This window comes from Streptomyces sp. WAC00040, from assembly GCF_056835925.1.
Genome location: NZ_JAKQZE010000001.1, coordinates 1,059,357 through 1,079,227, shown reverse-complemented (window position 1 = coordinate 1,079,227; position 19,871 = coordinate 1,059,357). Strand labels below are relative to the sequence as shown.

Genomic DNA, 19,871 nt, shown 5'->3' with positions numbered 1-19,871 from the left:
GATGCTCACCGTGACCTCCGTGAATGTGAACGGTCTCCGTGCCGCCGCGAAAAAGGGCTTCGTCGAGTGGCTGGACACCACCGCCGCCGACGTGATCTGCCTCCAGGAGGTGCGCGCCGAGGCCGATCAGCTGCCCCCGGAGGTCCGTAACCCCGAGGGCTGGTTCACGGCGCACGCCCCGGCGGCCGCGAAGGGCCGTGCCGGCGTCTCGCTGTACACGCGGCGTGAACCGGACGCGGTGCGCATCGGGTTCGGCTCGAGCGAGTTCGACCGCAGTGGGCGGTACGTCGAGGCCGACCTGCCCGGTGTCACGGTGGCGAGCCTGTATCTGCCGTCCGGCGAGGTCGGCACGGAGCGCCAGGACGAGAAAATGCGCTTCATGAGCGAGTTCCTGCCGTACCTGAAGGAACTGCGGGCCCGGTCGGCGGCGGACGGCCGCGAGGTCGTGGTCTGCGGCGACTGGAACATCGCCCACCAGGAGGCCGACCTCAAGAACTGGAGGGCCAACCGGAAGAACTCCGGCTTCCTTCCCGAGGAGCGGGAGTGGCTCGGCCGGGTCTTCTCCGAGGCGGAGTACGTGGACGTGGTCCGCGGCCTCCATCCGGACCAGGAAGGCCCGTACACCTGGTGGTCCTACCGCGGGCGGGCCTTCGACAACGACTCGGGCTGGCGCATCGACTACCAGGTGGCGACGGCAGGTCTGGCGCGGCGCGCGGTGAAGGCATGGGTGGAGCGGGCGGCGACGCACGGCGAACGCTGGTCGGACCACGCGCCGGTGACGGCCGTCTACGGCCTGTAGGCCCGGTTCGGACGACGCGGTCGGTCGGCTCTCGGCCGGGCCGCCCTGTGCGTCGGTTCTCGCCCGGGTCACCCAGGTCGCCCGCGTCGCCGGGTCCCGGTCCAGCAGCCGGGTGCCGAGCGGGCACTGCTGGTAGAGCATCGCGCGGCGTCGCCGGCGGCTGCGGACCAGCCGGGCCCGGCGCAGGATCCCCAGGTGGTAGGAGACCGTCGCGGGCGCCAGAGCCATGTCCCGGCTCAACTCCGAGGTGGAGCGGGGTTCGTCGCGGTCGGCGAGCGGCATCGCCCATGTCTCGCCGATCAGTTCACGTAGCGCGTCGTCGCCCTGTTCCTTCGAGGAACCCCGTAGCCGGGAGACACCCGCGCGCGGGGTAGGTCAGGACGGGCGGCCGCGGATGCTCGGCGCTGAAAAGGACTTGTGTGTCCACGGCGGTGGAGGGCACCAGGACGAAACCGTCGGTGGTCCGGTCGACGACCACGTCGTACGGGCGGGCGATGCGGATCTCATCGTTGCCTGCGCACCCCGTCCCCCAAGTCGTCGATCATGGCTCCCGCGCCGAGACCGGCCATCTTCTCGGCGCGGTGGCTGACCTCGTCCTGGAGGACGGCACGGACCCGCGTCCCACTCCGGGGCCGGCGCCGCGGTGAAGTGGTCGACGAGGGCGTCCGCCGCGCGCGAAGCCAGTGCGGCCGGGCCGGCACGCAGCGCTTCGGCGACCGGGGGCGGCATCGGGCGGTGCCACCGCTCGTACGCCGCGAGCCGGTCGTCGTCGGCGCCGATCCCGGCCCGGTGCTCTACGACGGGGACCGGCTCACGGCGTACGCCGCGGTGTGGCAGGTCGACTGGTCCCCCTACGGCGCCGGGAACGTCATCGCCCTGTGGCACCGGGACCAGGGGCGCCTCCACCGCTCCGATCCGCGTCCGGCGCATGGGCTGGAGCGGGACTTCGTGCGCCACTTCCCGGAGGCGGAGGGCCTGGTGTGGCCCGAGCCGGTCGGGCACCGGGTGCCGGCTCGGGTGAGGGTGGATCTGGCGCGCGGGCCGCGGGCCGACGCGGCCGACGTGCACATCGCCATGGGCGATGTCCTCGACAGGCGTGCGTGCGCCACCGACGCGTTCCCTCTCGGCGGCGGGGTCGAGCACAGCCTCAGTCCCGTGCTCGGTCCGTGCGGGCACGGCCCTGTCCCCTTCGGGACGCGCACTCGCGCGTCGGCCGCGGGTCGCAGGCGCCACGGCGCGGCTCACGTCGACGGCATACCTCGCCGTCGCGGAGGTCCGGCAGCGGCCGGTGGGCGCCGCTTCGTCGACGGCGGGCCGAGCCCCGGACAGGGACGGCGCGGGCCGGCACCCTCGACGGGCCGGTGATCGCAGCCGGGCCGGGCGGCACGGGGCGTCCGGCCCGGTGACCCGGCCCACGCAAAGAGGGGCGCACCCGCGGTTGTTGCGGGTGCGCCCGTCGTCGGTGGTGCTACGAGGCCTCGTCAGGCGTCGTAGTCCTCGACCCTGCCGCGGCGCTCGCGCATCGCGCTCTCGCCACGCTCCTGCATGGACTCCCGGGACCGGGCGCCCTGCTGCTCGCGACCCTGCTGGGTGCGCTCGGAGACCTCTTCGCGTGCGCGGCGTGCGCGCTCCGACTGGTCTCCCTTGCCGGCCTTCTGCTTCGCCTGGTCCGCGAGCTCCTGCGCCTTGTCCTTGAACTGGTCTGAGATGCCCATGAAATGTCACTCCTAAGAGGGGTGTGGGGGGTCGGGGGCAGTCATGCCCCCGGGGCTGCGACCAGCGTTGCACGCACGGACAAAGCACGCATTTCGATCAGTTACGCTCAGTGGTTCTGCTTCCGGCCCGCTTCGTCGGCCGCCCCGCCGGCCCCCACGAGGCCCGTGGAGACGCCGTCGAGACGCGGTTCGAACCGGCGCATCTCGCGCTGTCCCGCCGTCCCGATGACCGCAGGAAGACAGCCGCGGATCGATTGCATCCCCCTCAGCCACCACTGCGCGTACACGTGCGAGGAACGGCGTTCGATGCCGGCGACGATCCGGTCCACCGCGGGGCCGAGCGGATAGGTGCGGTTCGACGGCCACGGCAGACGCTGCCGGAGTTCGCGCATCACCTCGTCCTGGTCGGCGCCGCGCACCATGTCGGTGTCCGTCCACGACAGATAGCCGACACCGACGCGTACACCGCGGTGGCCGACCTCGGCCCGCAGGCTGTGCGCGAACGCCTCCACACCCGACTTGGACGCGCAGTAGGCCGACATCATGGGCGCGGGCGTGATGGCGGCGAGCGACGCGATCTGGAGGAAGTACCCGCGGCTCTCCAGGAGTACGGGCAGGAACGCCCGCCCCGTCACGGCGCTGCCGATCAGGTTGACCTCGATGACCCGCCGCCAGGCGTCCGGGTCCGAGTGCAGGAACGGGCCGCCGGACGCCACACCCGCGTTGGCGACGACGATGTCGACCTTGCCGAAACGCTCCTTGACCTCCTGCGCGACCTTGGCCATCGCCTCGTGGTCGGTGACGTCCGCGTGCCAGTGGTCGCTCTCGCTGTGGAGCCGCTCGGAGACCTTCTTCAGTTCGTCCGGCTCGAGGCCGACCAGCGCCACCTTCGCGCCGCGCGCGGACAATTTGCGCGCCAGCAGCTCGCCGACGCCCCGCGCCGCGCCCGTGACGACCGCGACCTGCCCTTCCAGGCTCACCCTGCTCATGCTGCCTCCTCCTTCGTGCCCAGGTACGCGCCGGTCAGCTCGCGGATCTTGGCGGTGACGGCCTCGGGGGCCTCCACCGGTGTCATGTGACCCATCCCCGCGAGCTCCACCAGTTCGAGGCACTGCGGGAGTTCGGCGGCCAGCCGCCTGGCGTGCACCATCGGCGTGAGCCGGTCGGCGGTGCCGCCGACGACGATCGCGGGCACGTCCAAAGCCCGTACGCCCTTGTCGAGGTCGAGTTCGCCGAGGACCTGTGACCAGGCCACCCGGGAGGCCCGCGGGCAGGCGTGCACGATGCGCGCGCACTCGTCGACCCGCTCCGGCGAGGAACCGGGGCCCATCGTCCCGTACTTGAGGATGCTCCGGGACACGGGCGTGACCGGGCCGAGGGGCGCGCGGGCCCCGAGGATCAGATGCGTGAGCCTGGTCCGCAGCCGGCCCGGCCGCATCGGCAGTACGACGGACTCCTCGACCAGCCGGGCGCTGCCGGTGCTGCACAGCAGCACGGCCGCCGCGTGCTCGCGGAAGCCGGCCCGGCCCGCCGCGGCCATCATCGTCATGCCGCCCATGGAATGACCGCCGAGCACGGCCTTCTCGCCCGGCGCGAGGACGGCTCGGAGCACTGCCTCCAGGTCGTCGGCCAGCCGCTCGGTGCCCACCGCCCCCGCCGGAGTGCGCCCGTGGCCCCGCTGGTCGTAGACGACGACGCGGTGGTCGGGGACGAGCTCCCGTATCTGGGCCGCCCAGAAGAGGGTGGAGCAGGTCCAGCCGTGGGCCAGTACGACGGTGGGGGCTCCCTCGGGGCCGTGCACCTCGACGTGAATACGTGCTCCGTCGGCGGAGACCGCGGTCAGCTCACGGTCTGCGACGGGCGGGGCGTCGTTGCGACGCAGCAGCCGGGGGTACCTCCCAGGCCGGAGGCGCTGGGGGATCATGCGACGGCCTCTGCGTCCGTCGCGCCCTTGGCGGCCGTCGCGCCGACGGACTCCACCGGCTGCTTGCCGGCGCCGGCCCGGACCACCTCGTACTCGGCGAGGTCCACGTGCCGGGTCGCACCCCGGAACTCGGTGGTGGTGCCGGGCCAGATGGTGGTGTTGCGGCCGTTCTGGTCGAGGTACCAGCTGGTGCAGCCGCCGGTGTTCCACACGGTCCGTTTCATCCGCTCCTGCACCCGCCGGTTCCACGCGTGGACGGCAGAGGGCCGGGCGGCGAGTGCGGAGCCGGCGCCGAGCAGGTTCAACTGCCGCATGTAGTCGGCCATGTAGTTCAGCTGGGACTCGATCATCAGGATCATCGACGAGTTCCCGAGCCCGGTGTTCGGACCGATGATGGTCATCCAGTTGGGGAAGCCGGCGGCGGTCGCGCCGCGCAGCGACTCCATGCCGCCCTTCCACGCCTCGGCGAGCGTGATGCCCTCCGCGCCGACGACCCGTTCGGCGATCGGCATGTCGGTGACGTGGAAGCCGGTGCCGAAGACGATCGCGTCGACCTCGGCCTCCGTCCCTCCCTCAGAGCCTCCGGCCTGGGAGGTGCCCCCACCGGCCACGACGGTGGAGCCGCGCACCTCGGTCAGCCCTGAGGCGACCACTTCCACATTGGGCTGCGCGAGCGCCGGATAGTACGTGCTGGAGAGCAGGATGCGCTTGCAGCCGATGCGGTAGTCGGGCGTCAGCTTCGCCCGCAGCGCCGGGTCCTTGATCGCCTTGCGCATGTTGGCCTTGGCGAGCTGCTCGACCAGCCCGAGCTCGTTCGGCCGCTTGGTGAACGCCTGGACCTGCAACTCACGGATGCCCCACAGCAGTCCGCGCCGCGCGGTGCCCGTGAACGGCAGCTGCCGGTGCAGCCAGCGCTCCGCCCCCGAGATCTTCCGGTCGACGCGCGGCATCACCCACGGAGGTGTGCGCTGGAAGAGGATGAGCTTTCCGACCTCGGGCTGGATCGCCGGCACGATCTGGATCGCGGACGCGCCGGTGCCGACCATCGCGACGCGCTTGCCGCGCAGGTCGTAGTCGTGGTCCCAGCGGGCGGAGTGGAAGACCTTGCCGGGGAAGCCGGCGAGGCCCGGGATGTCGGGCATCTTCGGGTCGGACAGCGGCCCGGTCGCGGAGACGACGACATCGGCGGTGAGCGTGCCCTGCGAGGTCTCGATCTCCCAGCGCAGTTCGTCGGTGTCCCAGCGCATCATCAGCACTTCGTGCTTCAGCCGCAGGTGCGGACGGAGCCGGAAAGTGTCGGCCACGTACTCCAGGTAGGCGCGGATGTGCTCCTGGCCGGAGAAGGTCCGGGGCCAGTCGGGGTTGGGGGCGAAGGAGAACGAGTACAGGTGCGACGGGACGTCGCAGGCGCAGCCCGGGTAGTCGTTGTCCCGCCAGGTGCCGCCGACCGAGTCCGCCCGCTCCAGGACGACGAAGTCGGTGATCCCCTCGCGGCGCAGCCGGACGGCTGCGCCGAGGCCCCCGAATCCGGATCCGATCACCGCCACTCGTACGTGCTCGTGCTGCTGCTGGCCCATGCCGCCGCCTCCCGCTGGAACGGTCCCGTACCGAACACAAAACGTTGCCAGCGATCACTGGCATGGTTGGGAGGGTAGAGCAGCTCCATACCGAGCGGTAGGGGTAGGAGGCCACAAGTTACCGGCGGTACAACATAGGCTTCTGTTGTGAAGGAAGCGCGTGAGTACCGCATGGAGGAATTGGCCGAGAAGGCCGGCATCACGGTGCGCACCCTGCGCTTCTACCGGGAGCGGGGGCTGATACAACCGCCCCGCCGGGAGGGCAGGATCGCCTGGTACGACGAGCACCACCTCGCCAGGCTCCGCACGATCGCCGCCCTGCTGGAGCGCGGACACACCCTCAACGGCATCGCCGACCTGGCCACCGCCTTCGAGAGCGGGCGGGACGTGGGCGAGGTCCTCGGCCTCGGCGAACCCACGGAGGAGACCCCCGTCCGCCTCACCCCCGAAGCGCTGGCCGACTACTTCGAGGGGCAGGTCACCCCGGAGAACCTGGCCACCGCGCTGGAGCTCGGCTATCTGGCCACGGACGGCGAGGAGATCGTCCACATCAGCCGCCGGCTGCTGGACGTCTCCGCCGCGCTGGTGCGCGAAGGTGTGCCGCTGTCGGTGGTGCTGGATGCGGGCCGCCGGGTCCGTGTCCACGCGGAGGCCCTGGCCGGACTGTTCGTCGACGTGCTCACCACCCACAGTGCCGACGGGGAGTTGGACAGGCTCCGCCCGCTCGCGAAGAGCGTGGTGGAGGCCGAGCTGTCCTTGGCGATGGACCGCCGCCTGCGCCGGACACCTCCGGCCTGACCGCGCCCCCCGTCAGGAGGCCTGACCGCGCCCCAGGTCAGGAGGCGTGGCCGGGCCCGAACCGGAGGCCGGACCAGTCCCGAACCGGCGGCTCCGGCACCGTTACGGGGACATGACCGGGCCGGCCCGGAGGACTGTTCAGCGCGGTGGCAGCGGCGGCCTGCGCAGGTCGGGGACCTCGGAGTAGTCCGGGGGCACCGCGGCCGGAGCCGCCTTGAGCATGTCCAGGGCCAGCCGGATCGCGTCGTCGAGGCCCACGTGGCGCCCCTCCGCCCAGTCCAGTGGCGTTCGCAGCGCGTACACGTCCGGTTCGACGCCGTGGTTCTCGATCGACCAGCCGTAGGCGTCGAACCATGCCGCGTTCATCGGAACCGTGATCACCGTGCCGTCGCCCAGCCGGTGACGGCCCGTCATGCCGACCACGCCGCCCCAGGTGCGGGTGCCCACCACCGGGCCGCGGCCCAGCAGTTTGAACGCCGCCGTGATCATGTCCCCGTCCGACGAGGTCGCCTCGTCCGCGATCGCGACGACCGGCCCGCGCGGCGCGTTGGAGGTGTACGAGACCGGCTGGGCGTTGCGGGTGAGGTCCCAGCCCAGGATCCTGCGAGTCAGCTTCTCGATGACCAGCTCGCTGATGTGGCCGCCGGCGTTGCCGCGGACATCCACGATGAGCGCCGGCCGGGAGACCTCCATCCGCACGTCGCGGTTGAACTGCGCCCAGCCCGAGCCGCCCATGTCCGGGATGTGCAGGTAGCCGCACTTGCCGCCGCTGAGCTCCCGTACCACCGCGCGCCGTTTGGCCACCCAGTCCTGGTACCGCAGCGGCCGCTCGTCGATCAGCGGGACGATCGCCACCCGGCGCGGGGGGCCGCTGCCCTCTTCCTCCTCCTCCGCGGGCAGGAACGTCAGCTCGACCGTCGTACCGCCCGCCGCGGAGAGCATCGGGTACGGTCCCGCGACCGCGTCGACCGGGCGGCCGTCCACGTGGGTGAGGACCGCGCCCTCCCTGATTCCCGTACCGGCCAGCGGGGAGCGGGCCTTGGAGTCGGAGGAGTCCCCCGGCAGGATGCGCTTGACCACCCATTTCCCGTCCCGGCAGACGAGGTTCGCCCCCAGCAGACCCATGGCTCGCTGGTAGTGCGGCGGCCCTTCGTTGCGCCGGGCGCCGGTGACGTAGGCGTGGGAGGTGCCCAGTTCACCGAGGACCTCGCGCATCAGGTCGGCGAACTCGTCGGGGGAGGCGACCCGTTCGACCAGCGGCCGGTACTGCTCCAGCACACCGTCCCAGTCGATCCCGCACATGTCCGGTTCCCAGAAGTAGGCGCGGATGATGCGGCCGGCCTCCGCGTAGGCCTGGCGCCATTCGGCCACCGGGTCCACCTCGTGCAGGATGCGGCGCAGGTCGAGGAAGACGGTGGAGTCGAGGTCGCCGGTCTCCGTGGCGGGCACGGCACGCAGGTCGCCCTCGTCGACGACGACGAGCCGGGTTCCGTCACCGCTCACGGCGAACCAGTCGAGATGGCCGACGAGTTCGGTCCTCCGTGCCTTGGTGATGTCGAAGTGCTCCAGCGTGGGCCTGCCGGAGGTGTCGGCCGGGTTGACGAACGTCTCGCCCAGCGCGCCGGAGATGGGCCAGCGCAGCCAGACGAGGCCGCCGCCGGCGACCGCGTGCAGCGCCGAGTACTTGGAGGCGGCGACCGGGAACGGGGTGACCCGGTTCTCCAGGCCCTCGATCTCGACGAGCACCGCGCTGTCGGGAGCCTCCTCCAGCGGGTCGAGCCCGCCGGCGGCCGGCCGGCCCTCCGGTGTGAGGGCGAAGGGCGAGGGCGTCGCGGAGGACAGCGGCACCAGGTAGGGGCGGCAGCCGAGCGGGAAGGACAGGTCGCCGGTGTGCACGTCGTACACCGGGTCGAAGCCGCGCCAGGAGAGGAAGGCGAGATAGCGGCCGTCGCGGGTGAAGACCGGGTTCTCGTCCTCGAAGCGTCCGTTGGTGACGTCGACGATCGTGCGGTCGGCGATCCGGGCCATCCTGATCTGCCGAAGCGAGCGTCCGATGCCGGGGTGCGACCAGGTCAGCCAGTGCCCGTCGGGGGAGAACGACAGGTCCCGCACGGGCCCGTTGGCGGAGCGGACCAGTTCGGTGACCTCGCCCGTGGACTCCTCCGTGGTGTCGATCAGGAGCAGCCTGCCGTCGTGGGACGCGATGGCGATCCGTTCGCCCTCGCTGTCGGCGGCCATCTCCAGCACCCGCCCCAGCTGTCCCGACGCGAGCCGGCGCGGCTCACGGTCGCCGGTCGCCCGCGGCAGGTACGCGATCTCGACGGCGTCCTCGCCGTCCGCGTCCGTGACGTAGGCGACCTGCCCGCCGCTGCCCAGCATCGCAGGCAGCCGTACCCGCACGCCGGGGGTGTCCGCGATGGTGCGGGCGGGGCCGTCGCGGTGGGTGAGCCAGTACAGGCTGCCGCGCACGTTGACGGCGCTGGCACGCCCCGTCTCGTCGACCGAGATCGCGCCCACATGGCTGGCGGCGGGCACCTGGTAGGTGCGGCGTCCGGCGCGCGGCCCGCCCAGCCGCACCTCGAGCTTGCGCGGCGCCGAGTCGGGCGTGTTCAGGTCCTCGACGATCCACAGGTCGCCGCCGCACTGGTACACGACCCGGTGGCCGTCGCTCGCGGCGTGCCGGGCGTAGAAGCCGTCGTGGTCGGTGTGGCGCAGCAGTCCCGTTCCGTCGGGGCGGCAGGAGTAGAGGTTGCCCACGCCCTCGTGGTCGGAGAGGAACGCGATCCGGCCGTCGTCCTCCGACCACCGGGTGGCGCCGTTGCCGTGGATGAACATGGGGCAGTCGAGGTGCCCGTTCAGGTCGGGGAGCAACTGCTCGCCGTGCAGCCACAGCCGGCCGGTCGCGCCGCCGCGGTAGCGCTTCCACGCGGCGGGTTCGTGCGGCGGCTTGCCGGTGAGCAGCAGTGTGCGCCGTTCGCAGCCGGTCCCGCCGGGGTGGGAGGGGCCCTCGGACTCGTCGGTGACGGCGATGTCGGAGACCGGTCCCCAGGGGAGCCGGCCGCCGGGAGAGCCGTCGGTCGGGACGCTGTAGGCCCAGGAGAAGTACGAGAAGGGCTGGCCGTGCGAGGAGACGGCGAGGATCTGGCCGTCGGGGGTCCAGCCGCAGACGCGGGTGTCGGTCGAGCCCCAGTAGCTGAGCCTGCGCGCGGGGCCGCCCTCGACCGGCGCGAGATGGATCTCCGGGTCGAGGCTGCGCCAGTTCGTGTAGGCGATGTGCCGGCCGTCGGGCGAGAAGCGGGGGTGCCCGACCCTGGTGCGGTCGACGGTCAGCCGCCATGCCCGGTCGGGCTGTTTCCCCTCAGGGACCAGTGGCGCGATCCACAGGTCGTCCTCGGCGGCGAAGCACAGCAGGTCGCCGTACAGATGCGGGTAGCGGAGATACGCGGCGTCGTCACTCACCCCCCAATGCTTTCCGCGCCCAAGGGCCGCGGCAACTCGTGGGCCGGGGTGAAACGCCGGGCCTCCGAAGCGCGGCGCGGCGCGGTGGGCCCTGACCGGGAGGAAACGTCCGTGGCCGGCACCGTCCGTGACGCGAACCTCTGCGGCCGGGAACGTCCGTGACCCAGACCACAAGCGAAACGGTTTCGTTTCGATGGGGCCCCGGGTAGTCTCGAAGTGTACGAAACAGTTTCGTTCGATCGACTTCGACCGGGAGGCAGGCATGACACGCAGCCGGCTCACCCCGGAGCGCGAGGCGCAGTTGTACGAAGCCGTGCTCGACCTGCTCCGCGAGGTCGGCTACGACGCCCTCACCATGGACGCCGTGGCGGCCCGTACGCGCTCCAGCAAGGCCACGCTCTACCGCCAGTGGAAGAGCAAGCCCGAGCTGGTCGCCACGGCGCTGAAGCACGGGAAGCCGGTGCATGTCGGCGACATCGACACCGGCACCCTGCGCGGCGACTTCCACGCCATGATCGAACGTACCGACGACTGTCAGATGGAGAAGGACTCCGCCCTGATGCGGGGTCTGGCCCAGGCGATCCACGCCCATCCCGATCTCCACGAGGCCCTGCGTGAGCTGCTCATCGAGCCCGAGATCACCGGACTCGACGCGCTGCTGCGGCGGGCCGTGGGCCGGGGCGAGGTCAGAGCGGACAACCCGGCACTGGGGTACGTACCGCACATGCTGGTCGGCGCGTTCGTCGTCCGGCATCTGATCGAGGACCGCACACCCGACCAAGCCTTCCTCACCGACTATCTCGACGCCGTGGTCCTCCCCGCCCTCGGCGTCTGACCTCCCCGGGTCGCCACACCCTCCCCGCTGCACCACAGCACAGCACCTGACGCGCGCCGCTCTCGTCGTCGGGCCGGCTCCCCATGCCCTGTTCACCCTCATATACGGGAGTAGCCCTCGTGGCCACGTTTCTCTACAAGCTAGGACGGTCGGCCTTCCGCCGCCGCCGTCTCGTCGCCCTGCTGTGGGTGGCGCTGCTCGCCGTCGCCGGCGTCGGCGCGGCCACCGCGTCCACCGCCACCTCCTCTTCCTTCTCCATTCCGGGGACGGAGGCCCAGAAGGCCTTCGACCTGCTGGAGGAGCGCTTCCCCGGCGGCAGCGCCGACGGCGCCACCGCCCGGGTCGTCTTCAAGGCCCCCGACGGCGAGAAGATGACCGATGCCGGTCACCGTGCCGAGGTGGACAAGGCCGTCTCCGAACTCAAGGACGGCTCCGACCAGATCGCGGCGGTCACCGACCCGTACACCGCGAAGGCCGTCTCCCGGGACGGCTCCACCGCGTACGTCTCCGTCACCTACGCCGTCAGCTCGATGGAGCTGACCGACGCGACGCGGGAGGCGCTGGAGGAGACGGGTACCGAGGCGCGCGAAGCGGGCCTGACGGTGGAGATCGGCGGCGACGCGCTGCAAGCGGTCCCGGAGACCGGGGCCGGCGAGATCATCGGCGTCGTCGTCGCGGGCATCGTCCTCGTCATCACCTTCGGTTCGCTGGTCGCCGCCGGACTGCCGCTGCTCACCGCGATCATCGGCGTGGGCATCGGCATCTCGACGATCACCGCCCTGGCGAATGTCCTCGACCTCGGCTCCACCACCTCGACCCTCGCGATGATGATCGGCCTGGCGGTCGGCATCGACTACGCGCTGTTCATCGTCTCCCGCTACCGCGCCGAGCTGGCGGAGGGCAAGGAGCACGAGGAGGCGGCCGGACGGGCCGTCGGCACCGCGGGGTCCGCGGTCGTCTTCGCCGGACTGACCGTGGTCATCGCCCTCGTCGGCCTGGCCGTGGTGAACATCCCGATGCTCACCAAGATGGGCTTCGCCGCCGCCGGCACCGTCGTCATCGCCGTCCTGATCGCCCTCACCCTGATCCCGGCGCTGCTGGGCTTCGCGGGCAAGCGGGTGCTCGGCCGCAAGGTGCGCAAGGGCGCGCCGGTCTCCGACAAGCCGAACGCCGGCACCCGCTGGGCGCGCTTCGTGCTGCGCCGCCCGGTCGCCGTGCTGCTCGCGGGCGTCGTGGGCCTCGGGGCCATCGCGATACCGGCCGCGTCGCTGGAGATGGGTCTCCCCGACGACGGCGCGCAGCCCACGAGCACCACCCAGCGCAAGGCGTACGACCTGCTCTCCGACGGCTTCGGCCCCGGTTTCAACGGCCCGCTGATGGTGGTCGTCGACGGCGACAAGAGCGTGGCGGACCGCACGGTCGAGGTCATCAAGGGCCTCGACGGCGCCGCCGCCGTCACCCCGCCGACCCTCAACAAGGCCGCCGACACCGCGATGATCACGGTCATCCCCAAGGACCGGCCGTCCTCGGTCCAGACCGAGGACCTGGTGCACGACATCCGCGACCGGAGCGGTGACGAGGTCCTCGTCACCGGCGCCACCGCGATGAACATCGACTTCTCGCAGAAGATGAACGACGCGCTGCTGCCCTACCTGGCGCTCGTCGTGGGTCTCGCCTTCCTGCTGCTGATGGTGGTCTTCCGGTCGGTGCTGGTGCCGCTCAAGGCGGCCCTCGGATTCCTGCTCTCGGTCGTCGCGGCACTCGGCGCGGTCGTGGCCGTCTTCCAGTGGGGCTGGCTGGGCTCGGTCTTCGGCGTCGAGCAGACCGGCCCGATCATGTCGATGATGCCGATCTTCATGGTGGGCGTCGTCTTCGGTCTCGCCATGGACTACGAGGTCTTCCTGGTCACGCGGATGAGGGAGGCGTACGTCCACGGTGAGCGGCCCGGCGAGGCGATCGTCACCGGCTTCCGCCACGGGACCCGGGTGGTGGCGGCAGCGGCCGTCATCATGATCGCTGTCTTCTCGGGTTTCATCGGCTCCAGCGAGCAGATGGTCAAGATGATCGGCTTCGGCCTCGCGATCGCGGTCTTCTTCGACGCGTTCGTGGTCCGTATGGCGATCGTGCCGGCGGTACTGGCCCTGCTCGGCCACAAGGCCTGGTGGCTGCCCCGCTGGCTGGACCGGGTGCTGCCGAACGTCGACGTGGAGGGCGAGAAGCTCCGCAAGGAGCTCGCCGAGAGTCCCGGCGACCCGGACGGGGACCGCGAGTTGGTCCGCGTCTGACGCTCCCGTGACCAGGGAGGACATGAACTCCGGAGGTGCCCGGTGGCGCGGCCTTCGCCGCGTCACCGGGAGAGCGGGCCTCCGGCGCCGCGACGGCACCGTGGGGACGGGGGCCGTCACGGAAAGAGGTGGCCGTATCCGCACGCGGATACGGCCACCTCTTCAGCTGTGTGTCCGTGGAACACCGGGCCTCAGAGCGCCGGAGCGGTCAGCGCGTAGGTGTGGCGGAGGAACCGGATCAGCGTCTGCGAGTCGAACTGGACCACCGCGACACCGTCCGAGGTGTGGAACTCGATGATCGCCTGGACGCGTCCGCAGGGCCAGATGCCGATGTCCCCGTCCCGGGTGGGCGCCCGCAGCCCCGACTCGAGGAGTTCACGCGGGAACGTCCACTCCTTGCCGCTCGGGAACGCGAAACTGATGGTGGCGGGATCCTCGGCGGGGTCGTAGCTGAGGAAGACGCGCACTGGTCGGTGCTGAGGAGCGTCGGTGACGATCCGGCCTCTTGCCTGCTCTTTGACGGCGTGCGACATCGGCAAGCTCCTCACGCTCGCGTCCACTTTGTCTCTAATGTCCCATATTTCGGCTGGGATGCTCCGTCGTCCTCCGTGGAACCATGTTCATTTGTGGTCCATGCGCTCTTGCAAGTCATTTGCAGCAGGGCATTATCATTGAGCACTTCTTCATCTGTCCGAAGCGGAGCTCCCCATGCATGTCCCCGACGGATTCATCAACACGCCCGTCTCGGTGGCCGCCGGGGTCGCCGCCGCCGGCGCGGTCGCCGTCAGCCTCCGCGGCGCCCGCCGCGAGCTCGGCGGATCCCCCGCGGAGCTTCCCGGCGCCGACCGCACGGCGCCGCTCGCCGGGCTCGTCGCCGCGTTCGTCTTCGCCGTTCAGATGCTCAACTTCCCCGTCGCGGCGGGCACCAGCGGCCATCTGCTCGGCGGGGCGCTCGCGGCCGTCCTCGTCGGGCCGTTCACCGGCGTGCTGTGCATAGCCGTCGTCCTGCTGATGCAGGGCATCCTCTTCGCCGACGGCGGGCTCACCGCGCTCGGCGTCAACATCACCGTCATGGGCGTCGTCACCGTCCTCGTCGCGTACGGACTCTTCCGCGGCCTGGTCAGGATGCTGCCGCGCACCCGCCGCTCCGTGACGGCCGCATCCTTCGTCGCGGCACTGGTGTCCGTCCCGGCTGCCGCCGCGGCGTTCACCATCCTCTACGCGGTCGGCGGCCTGACCGAGGTCCCGATCGGCTCAGTCCTCACCGCGATGGTCGGGGTCCACGTCCTCATCGGCATCGGCGAGGCCGTGATCACCATGCTGACCGTGGGCGCGGTCATCGCAGTACGGCCCGACCTGGTGTACGGCGCCCGCGGCCTGTCGGCACCGCTGAAGCTCCGCGTCGGCGGCGAGCTCGTCGACGCCCCGGCGGCAGCCCGACCGGCACCCGCCGCCGCCCGCTCATCGCGCCGGCTGTGGCTCGGCGGCCTCGTGACCAGTCTCGTCCTGGCCGGCTTCGTCTCCTTCTACGCCTCCGCCGACCCCGACGGTCTGGAGAAGGTCGCCGCCGACAAGGGCATCGACCGCACCGTCGAGGAGCACGCCGCCGCCGACTCGCCGCTCGCCGACTACGGCGTCAAGGACGTCTCCGACGCCCGGCTCTCCGGCGGTCTCGCCGGAGTGATCGGGGTCGGCGCGACAGTGGCCCTCGGCAGCGGCGTCTTCTATGTGGTGCGCCGCCGCCGCAGCGAGGACACCGAACCGGCATCCGTCCAGGGATCGGTCTGACATGGGTGCGGGCCACGCCCACAAGCTCTACCGGCACGGCCACTCGCCGGTGCACGCGCTCCCGGCGCACTGCAAGCTTCTCGCCGTCCTCGGATTCGTGCTCGTCGTGGTCTCCACCCCGCGCGAGGCGGTCTGGGCCTTCGGGCTCTACGCGGTGCTGCTCGGCACGGTCGCGGCGGTGGCCCGGATCCCCGCCGGCTTCCTGCTGCGGCGGCTGCTGATCGAGATCCCTTTCGTGGCCTTCGCCCTGCTGATGCCGTTCGTGGTGCCCGGTGAGCAGACCGAGGTGCTGGGGATCTCCCTCTCCGTCCCCGGCCTGTGGGGCGCGTGGAACATCCTCGCCAAGGGCACACTGGGTGTCGCCGCCTCCGTGATCCTCGCTTCGACGACCGAACTGCGCTCCCTGCTCCTCGGACTTCAGCGGCTGCGGCTGCCGTCGCTGCTGGTCCAGATAGCCTCCTTCATGATCCGTTACGGCGACGTCATCGCCGACGAGATGCGCCGGATGTCGATCGCCCGCCGCTCACGCGGCTTCGAGGCGCGCGGTGTACGCCACTGGGGCGTGCTGGCCAAGTCCGCCGGCGCCCTGTTCATCCGCTCCTACGAGCGCGGTGAACGGGTGCACCTGGCGATGGTCAGCCGGGGCTACACCGGCACGATGCCGGTCCTCGACGACGTGCGGGCGACCCGCGCCCAGTGGTCGTACGCCGCCGCACTGCCCGTGACCGCTCTCGCGGTCTGTCTGCTGGGATGGACGCTATGAACGTGACGCCGCCGCCCTCTCTCGACGTGCGCGGACTCGCGTATGCCTATCCCGACGGCCACCAGGCTCTGTTCGGCGTCGACCTGACGGTCGGGCGCGGCGAGCGGGTCGCCCTCCTCGGCCCCAACGGCGCGGGCAAGACCACGCTCGTCCTCCACCTCAACGGCATCCTGGCGGGCGGGGTCGGCACGGTGTCCGTCGCCGGGCTGCCGGTCGGGCGCGAGAACCTCGCGGAGATCCGCCGCCGCGTCGGCATCGTCTTCCAGGACCCGGACGACCAGCTGTTCATGCCGTCCGTCCGGGAGGACGTGGCGTTCGGCCCGGCGTCGGCCGGGATGCGCGGCCCCGAGCTGGAGGCCCGGGTCATGGCCGCGCTGGAGCGGGTCGGTATGGCCGAGTTCGCCGACCGCCCGCCGCACCATCTGTCGTTCGGGCAGCGCCGCCGGGTCGCGGTCGCGACCGTGCTCGCCATGGAGCCGGAGATCCTTGTGCTCGACGAGCCCTCGTCCAACCTCGACCCGGCCTCGCGTCGCGAACTCGCCGACATCCTGCGCGCGTTGGACGTCACCGTACTGATGGTGACGCACGATCTGCCGTACGCGCTGGAGCTGTGCCCACGCTCGGTGATCCTCAGCGACGGGGTCGTCGTCGCGGACGGAAGCACGCAGCAGCTGCTGGGCGACGACGATCTGATGCGCGCACACCGGCTGGAGCTGCCCTTCGGCTTCGATCCGAGGTCCGTGACAATAGGCGCGTGAACATGGGGCGTGGATACGAGGACCGGAGCGGGGCGGCGTCGCTGCTGCTCGACGACCAGCTGTGCTTCGCGCTGTACGCGGCGCAGCGGGCGGTCACGGCCGCCTACCGGCCGCTGCTCGCCGAACTCGGCCTGACCTACCCGCAGTACCTCACGATGCTGGTGCTGTGGGAACGCGGCGAGATCCCGGTCAAGGAGCTGGGGGCAGCGCTGCGGCTCGACTACGGCACCGTCTCGCCGCTGCTGAAGCGGCTGGAGACGGCGGGTCTCGTGCGCCGGGAGCGCTCCGCCGCCGATGAGCGCTCGGTGCGGCTGGTGCTCACGGAGGAGGGTGCGGCGATGCGTGAAAAGGCCGAGGCGGTGCCTGCCCAACTGCTCGTGAGCACAGGCCTGGAGGGGGCGGAGATCGCGCGGCTCCGCGCCGATCTGCACCGGCTCGCGGACGCGGCGACGAAGGCTACCCCCGAGTAGGCTCGCGGCTGGGGCTCGGATACATTGTGCGCGATGTAATCGCACCGGTGCACACTCGGGGACGCAGCATGAGCGAACAGGTCGACACGGTCGACACCCGGCCCACCAAGATCATGTACGTGGCGGAGGCCACCGCCCACGGCGGTCGCGACGGCTATGTGACGAGCCACGACGGGCAGATCGAACTCCGCGTCGCCATGCCGCCCGCCCTCGGCGGCGACGGCCGCGGCACCAATCCGGAACAGCTCTTCGCCGCCGGCTACAGCGCCTGCTTCCATAACGCCCTGGTGCTCGTCGGACGCCGCGCGGGCCTCGACCTCACCGGCTCGACCGTCGCCGCCAAGGTCGGCATCGGACCCAACAACGCCCGCGGGTACGGGCTCGCCGTCGCGCTGAACGTCTCTCTGCCGCTCGTGGACCAGGACCTCGCGGCGCGGCTCGTGGCCGCCGCCCATCAGGTCTGCCCGTACTCCAACGCGACCCGCGACAACATCGACGTCTCCATCGTCCTCAGCTGACCTGCCGGGGGAGACCGCGGGAACCGACCCGCGGTCACAGTGGTCCGGACCACGTTGCACCATGGGGGGATGGATCGCAGCGAAGGAGCAGACGTGGTGGACGTCCGGGGCACGGTGGCGGACGGCTACGAGGCGGTCGCGGACGCCTTCGCACGCAACTTCGAACAGCGCGGCGAACGCGGGGCGGCCGTCGCCGTCTACCGTGACGGGCGCAAGGTCGTAGACCTGTGGGCAGGCACCCGGGACGTGGACGGGCAAGAGCCGTGGGCGCTCGACACCGCACAGGTCGTCCGCTCCGCCACCAAGGGCGTCGCAGCGGCCGTCGTCCTCCTGCTCCACCAGCGCGGCCAGATCGACCTGGACGCGCCCGTCGGCACCTACTGGCCCGACTTCAAGGCGGCCGGCAAGGAACGCGTCCTCGTACGTCACCTCCTCGCACACCGCGCGGGGCTGCCGGTGCTGGACCGTCCGCTCACCCCCGCGCAGGCGGCGGACGGCATCGGCGGGCCGGCCGCCGTCGCCGCGCAGGCGCCCGTCTGGGATCCCGGCACCGACCACGGCTACCACGCGCAGACCTACAGCTGGCTGCTGGGCGAACTGGTGCGCCGGGTCACCGGACGCGGCATCGGCCGCTGGGTCGCGGAGGAGATAGCCCGCCCCCTCGGCCTCGACCTGTGGATAGGACTGCCCGGCGAAGAGGCCCACCGGGTCGGCCGGCTCGGCCCCGTCGCGGAACCCCCGGCCGCCGAGGGCGGCGGCCTCAGGCTGCGCCCCAAGCGCTCAGTGGCGGAGGCGTACCGCGATCCTGCCTCCCTCACCCGCCGCGCCTTCGGAGCCATCGACCCTTTCCCCGACGAGAACGACCCCGTCTACCGCACCGCCGAACTGCCCGCTTCCAACGGCATATCCACCGCCCGCGCGCTCGCCCGTTTCTACGCGGCGACCATCGGCGACGTCGACGGCGGCCGCCGGCTCTTCGCGCCCGCCACGCTCACGCTGGCCCGCACCGAGGAGTCCGCGGGACCCGACCGGGTCCTGGTGGTGCCCACCCGCTTCGGGCTCGGCTTCATGCTGCACGGCCCCGCGTCGCCGCTGCTGGGACCTGGGTCCTTCGGCCACCCCGGCCGCGGCGGTTCGCTCGGCTTCGCCGACCCCGAATCGGGCATCGCCCTCGGGTACACGACCAACGGCATGCGCAAGGGCGTTACCGCCGACCCCCGTGCCCAGGCCCTCATCAGGGCGGTACGTTCGGCTCTATGACACGTTTCGAGGGCTGCGGGGCACTGATCACCGGCGGTGCACGGGGCATCGGCGAGGCGACGGCACGCAGGCTGGCGTCCGAGGGCGCGCGGGTCCTGATCGCCGACATCGACGCCGAGGCCGCGGAGCGGACCGCGGCCTCCATCGAGGGTGCGGCCTTCGTCCGCTGCGACGTCGGCGACCGGGCGTCGGCGGAGGCGGCCGTGGCCCGCGCGGTGGAGAACTTCGGTTCCCTGGACGTGCTGGTCAACAACGCGTTCTCGGCCTCCCCACACTTCGGGCCGCTCGAGGAGCTGCCGGACGACGGCTGGGAACAGGACCTGGACGTCACGCTCAGCGGCGCGCTGCGGTGCGCACGGGCCGCGTGGCCGTACCTGGCCGCTCATGGACGCGGCGCGATCGTCAACATCGGCTCCGTCAACGCCGAACAGGACTTCGGCGGCCACGCCTACAGCGCGGCCAAGGCCGGCCTCGCGTCGCTGACCCGCACCCTGGCGGGTGAGGGCGCCGCACGCGGCATCCGGGTCAACCAGGTCAACCCTGGTACGATCCGCACCCGTTCGTGGGCGGGCCGGGAGAAGAGCCTCGAGGTTTTGAGCGGTGTCTACCCGCTCGGCCGGGTAGGTGAGCCCGAGGACATCGCCGCTGCGGTCGCCTTCCTCGCCTCACGGGACGCTGCCTGGGTCACGGGCGCGACGCTGCCGGTCGACGGCGGGCTGCTGGCCGTCAACACCGGATTCCGGCAGATGGTGGTGGACGAGCGCGCGGCGGACCGCCAGTAGCCGCCCCTTGCCGTGCGGTTCGTACGGTCAGCGTGCCGAGCAGCTTGTTCACGGGCGTGATCTCCGTGCTCCACGAGGTGATGATGACACCGCTGAGCGAGTGGGTTCACGCCTGATGATGACGCCGCTGGGCGAGGGCA

Annotated in this window: 18 protein-coding genes and 1 pseudogene; 12 read left to right on the top strand and 7 right to left on the bottom strand. The window is 71.6% G+C overall.

Going from position 1 to position 19,871, the window contains the following annotated elements; genetic code table 11:
- Nucleotide 1: 1 nt before the first annotated feature.
- A complete protein-coding gene (locus MDN94_RS04835; RefSeq protein WP_482724725.1) occupies nucleotides 2–799 on the top strand; it encodes an exodeoxyribonuclease III in 798 nt (265 codons plus the stop codon).
- 168 nt (nucleotides 800–967) lie between these two features.
- Here MDN94_RS04835 and MDN94_RS04830 read toward each other — a convergent pair.
- Nucleotides 968–1,081, bottom strand: a pseudogene (locus MDN94_RS04830) (helix-turn-helix domain-containing protein); the annotation flags it as partial.
- Between the two features lie 453 nt (nucleotides 1,082–1,534).
- Here MDN94_RS04830 and MDN94_RS04825 point away from each other — a divergent pair.
- The gene (locus MDN94_RS04825) at nucleotides 1,535–2,164 is read left to right on the top strand and encodes a hypothetical protein (RefSeq protein ID WP_482724724.1); all 630 of its coding nucleotides are present in this window, start codon (nucleotides 1,535–1,537) and stop codon (nucleotides 2,162–2,164) included.
- A 116-nt stretch (nucleotides 2,165–2,280) separates the two neighbouring features.
- On the opposite strand, the gene MDN94_RS04820 is transcribed toward MDN94_RS04825, so the two are convergent.
- From MDN94_RS04820 to MDN94_RS04805, 4 genes are all read right to left on the bottom strand, one after another.
- Entirely contained in the window at nucleotides 2,281–2,514 is a 234-nt protein-coding gene (locus tag MDN94_RS04820) for a hypothetical protein (RefSeq protein WP_482724723.1), read from the bottom strand.
- Nucleotides 2,515–2,621: 107 nt separating this feature from the next.
- On the bottom strand, nucleotides 2,622–3,503 hold the full coding sequence (locus MDN94_RS04815; protein WP_482724722.1) for an SDR family oxidoreductase: 882 nt from the start codon (nucleotides 3,501–3,503) through the stop codon (nucleotides 2,622–2,624).
- Nucleotides 3,500–4,438 (bottom strand): alpha/beta fold hydrolase, encoded by a 939-nt coding sequence (locus tag MDN94_RS04810; RefSeq protein ID WP_482724721.1) that lies wholly within the window; start codon nucleotides 4,436–4,438, stop codon nucleotides 3,500–3,502. The genes MDN94_RS04815 and MDN94_RS04810 overlap by 4 nt, the downstream gene beginning before the upstream one ends.
- A complete protein-coding gene (locus MDN94_RS04805) occupies nucleotides 4,435–6,015 on the bottom strand; it encodes a flavin-containing monooxygenase (protein WP_482724720.1) in 1,581 nt (526 codons plus the stop codon). Before MDN94_RS04805 ends, MDN94_RS04810 begins: the two co-directional genes overlap by 4 nt.
- A 171-nt stretch (nucleotides 6,016–6,186) precedes the next feature.
- Between MDN94_RS04805 and MDN94_RS04800 the strand changes: the two genes are divergently transcribed.
- Nucleotides 6,187–6,813: a MerR family transcriptional regulator gene (locus MDN94_RS04800; RefSeq protein ID WP_482727003.1), complete on the top strand. Its 627-nt coding sequence runs from the start codon at nucleotides 6,187–6,189 to the stop codon at nucleotides 6,811–6,813.
- Between the two features lie 138 nt (nucleotides 6,814–6,951).
- Here the strand turns inward: MDN94_RS04800 and MDN94_RS04795 are convergent, their stop codons facing one another.
- A complete protein-coding gene (locus tag MDN94_RS04795) occupies nucleotides 6,952–10,272 on the bottom strand; it encodes a S41 family peptidase (protein WP_482724719.1) in 3,321 nt (1,106 codons plus the stop codon).
- 262 nt (nucleotides 10,273–10,534) lie between these two features.
- Here MDN94_RS04795 and MDN94_RS04790 point away from each other — a divergent pair, with 262 nt between their 5' ends.
- On the top strand, nucleotides 10,535–11,107 hold the full coding sequence (locus tag MDN94_RS04790) for a TetR/AcrR family transcriptional regulator (protein ID WP_482724718.1): 573 nt from the start codon (nucleotides 10,535–10,537) through the stop codon (nucleotides 11,105–11,107).
- Between the two features lie 119 nt (nucleotides 11,108–11,226).
- Nucleotides 11,227–13,392, top strand: a complete 2,166-nt coding sequence (locus MDN94_RS04785) for an MMPL family transporter (protein WP_482724717.1) — start codon at nucleotides 11,227–11,229, stop codon at nucleotides 13,390–13,392.
- Between the two features lie 191 nt (nucleotides 13,393–13,583).
- On the opposite strand, the gene MDN94_RS04780 is transcribed toward MDN94_RS04785, so the two are convergent.
- On the bottom strand, nucleotides 13,584–13,925 hold the full coding sequence (locus MDN94_RS04780; protein WP_482724716.1) for an SsgA family sporulation/cell division regulator: 342 nt from the start codon (nucleotides 13,923–13,925) through the stop codon (nucleotides 13,584–13,586).
- Between the two features lie 175 nt (nucleotides 13,926–14,100).
- Between MDN94_RS04780 and MDN94_RS04775 the strand changes: the two genes are divergently transcribed.
- The 7 genes from MDN94_RS04775 (at nucleotide 14,101) to MDN94_RS04745 (ending at nucleotide 19,731) form a co-directional block, all read left to right on the top strand.
- Nucleotides 14,101–15,180 (top strand): energy-coupling factor ABC transporter permease, encoded by a 1,080-nt coding sequence (locus MDN94_RS04775; protein WP_482724715.1) that lies wholly within the window; start codon nucleotides 14,101–14,103, stop codon nucleotides 15,178–15,180.
- A gap of 1 nt (nucleotide 15,181) precedes the next feature.
- Complete coding sequence (gene cbiQ, locus MDN94_RS04770) at nucleotides 15,182–15,943, top strand: cobalt ECF transporter T component CbiQ (RefSeq protein WP_482724714.1); 762 nt, start codon at nucleotides 15,182–15,184, stop codon at nucleotides 15,941–15,943.
- Nucleotides 15,940–16,701: an energy-coupling factor ABC transporter ATP-binding protein gene (locus MDN94_RS04765; RefSeq protein WP_482724713.1), complete on the top strand. Its 762-nt coding sequence runs from the start codon at nucleotides 15,940–15,942 to the stop codon at nucleotides 16,699–16,701. Before cbiQ ends, MDN94_RS04765 begins: the two co-directional genes overlap by 4 nt.
- Nucleotides 16,702–16,703: 2 nt before the next feature.
- Nucleotides 16,704–17,171, top strand: coding sequence for a MarR family winged helix-turn-helix transcriptional regulator (locus MDN94_RS04760; protein WP_482727002.1), 468 nt, complete (start codon nucleotides 16,704–16,706; stop codon nucleotides 17,169–17,171).
- Nucleotides 17,172–17,239: 68 nt separating this feature from the next.
- Entirely contained in the window at nucleotides 17,240–17,689 is a 450-nt protein-coding gene (locus MDN94_RS04755; RefSeq protein WP_441264993.1) for an organic hydroperoxide resistance protein, read from the top strand.
- Nucleotides 17,690–17,758: 69 nt separating this feature from the next.
- Nucleotides 17,759–18,949, top strand: coding sequence for a serine hydrolase domain-containing protein (locus MDN94_RS04750; protein ID WP_482724712.1), 1,191 nt, complete (start codon nucleotides 17,759–17,761; stop codon nucleotides 18,947–18,949).
- Nucleotides 18,946–19,731 carry an SDR family NAD(P)-dependent oxidoreductase gene (locus tag MDN94_RS04745; RefSeq protein WP_482724711.1) on the top strand — a complete coding sequence of 262 codons (786 nt, stop codon included), beginning with the start codon at nucleotides 18,946–18,948 and terminating at the stop codon, nucleotides 19,729–19,731. The genes MDN94_RS04750 and MDN94_RS04745 overlap by 4 nt, the downstream gene beginning before the upstream one ends.
- Nucleotides 19,732–19,871: the final 140 nt, after the last annotated feature.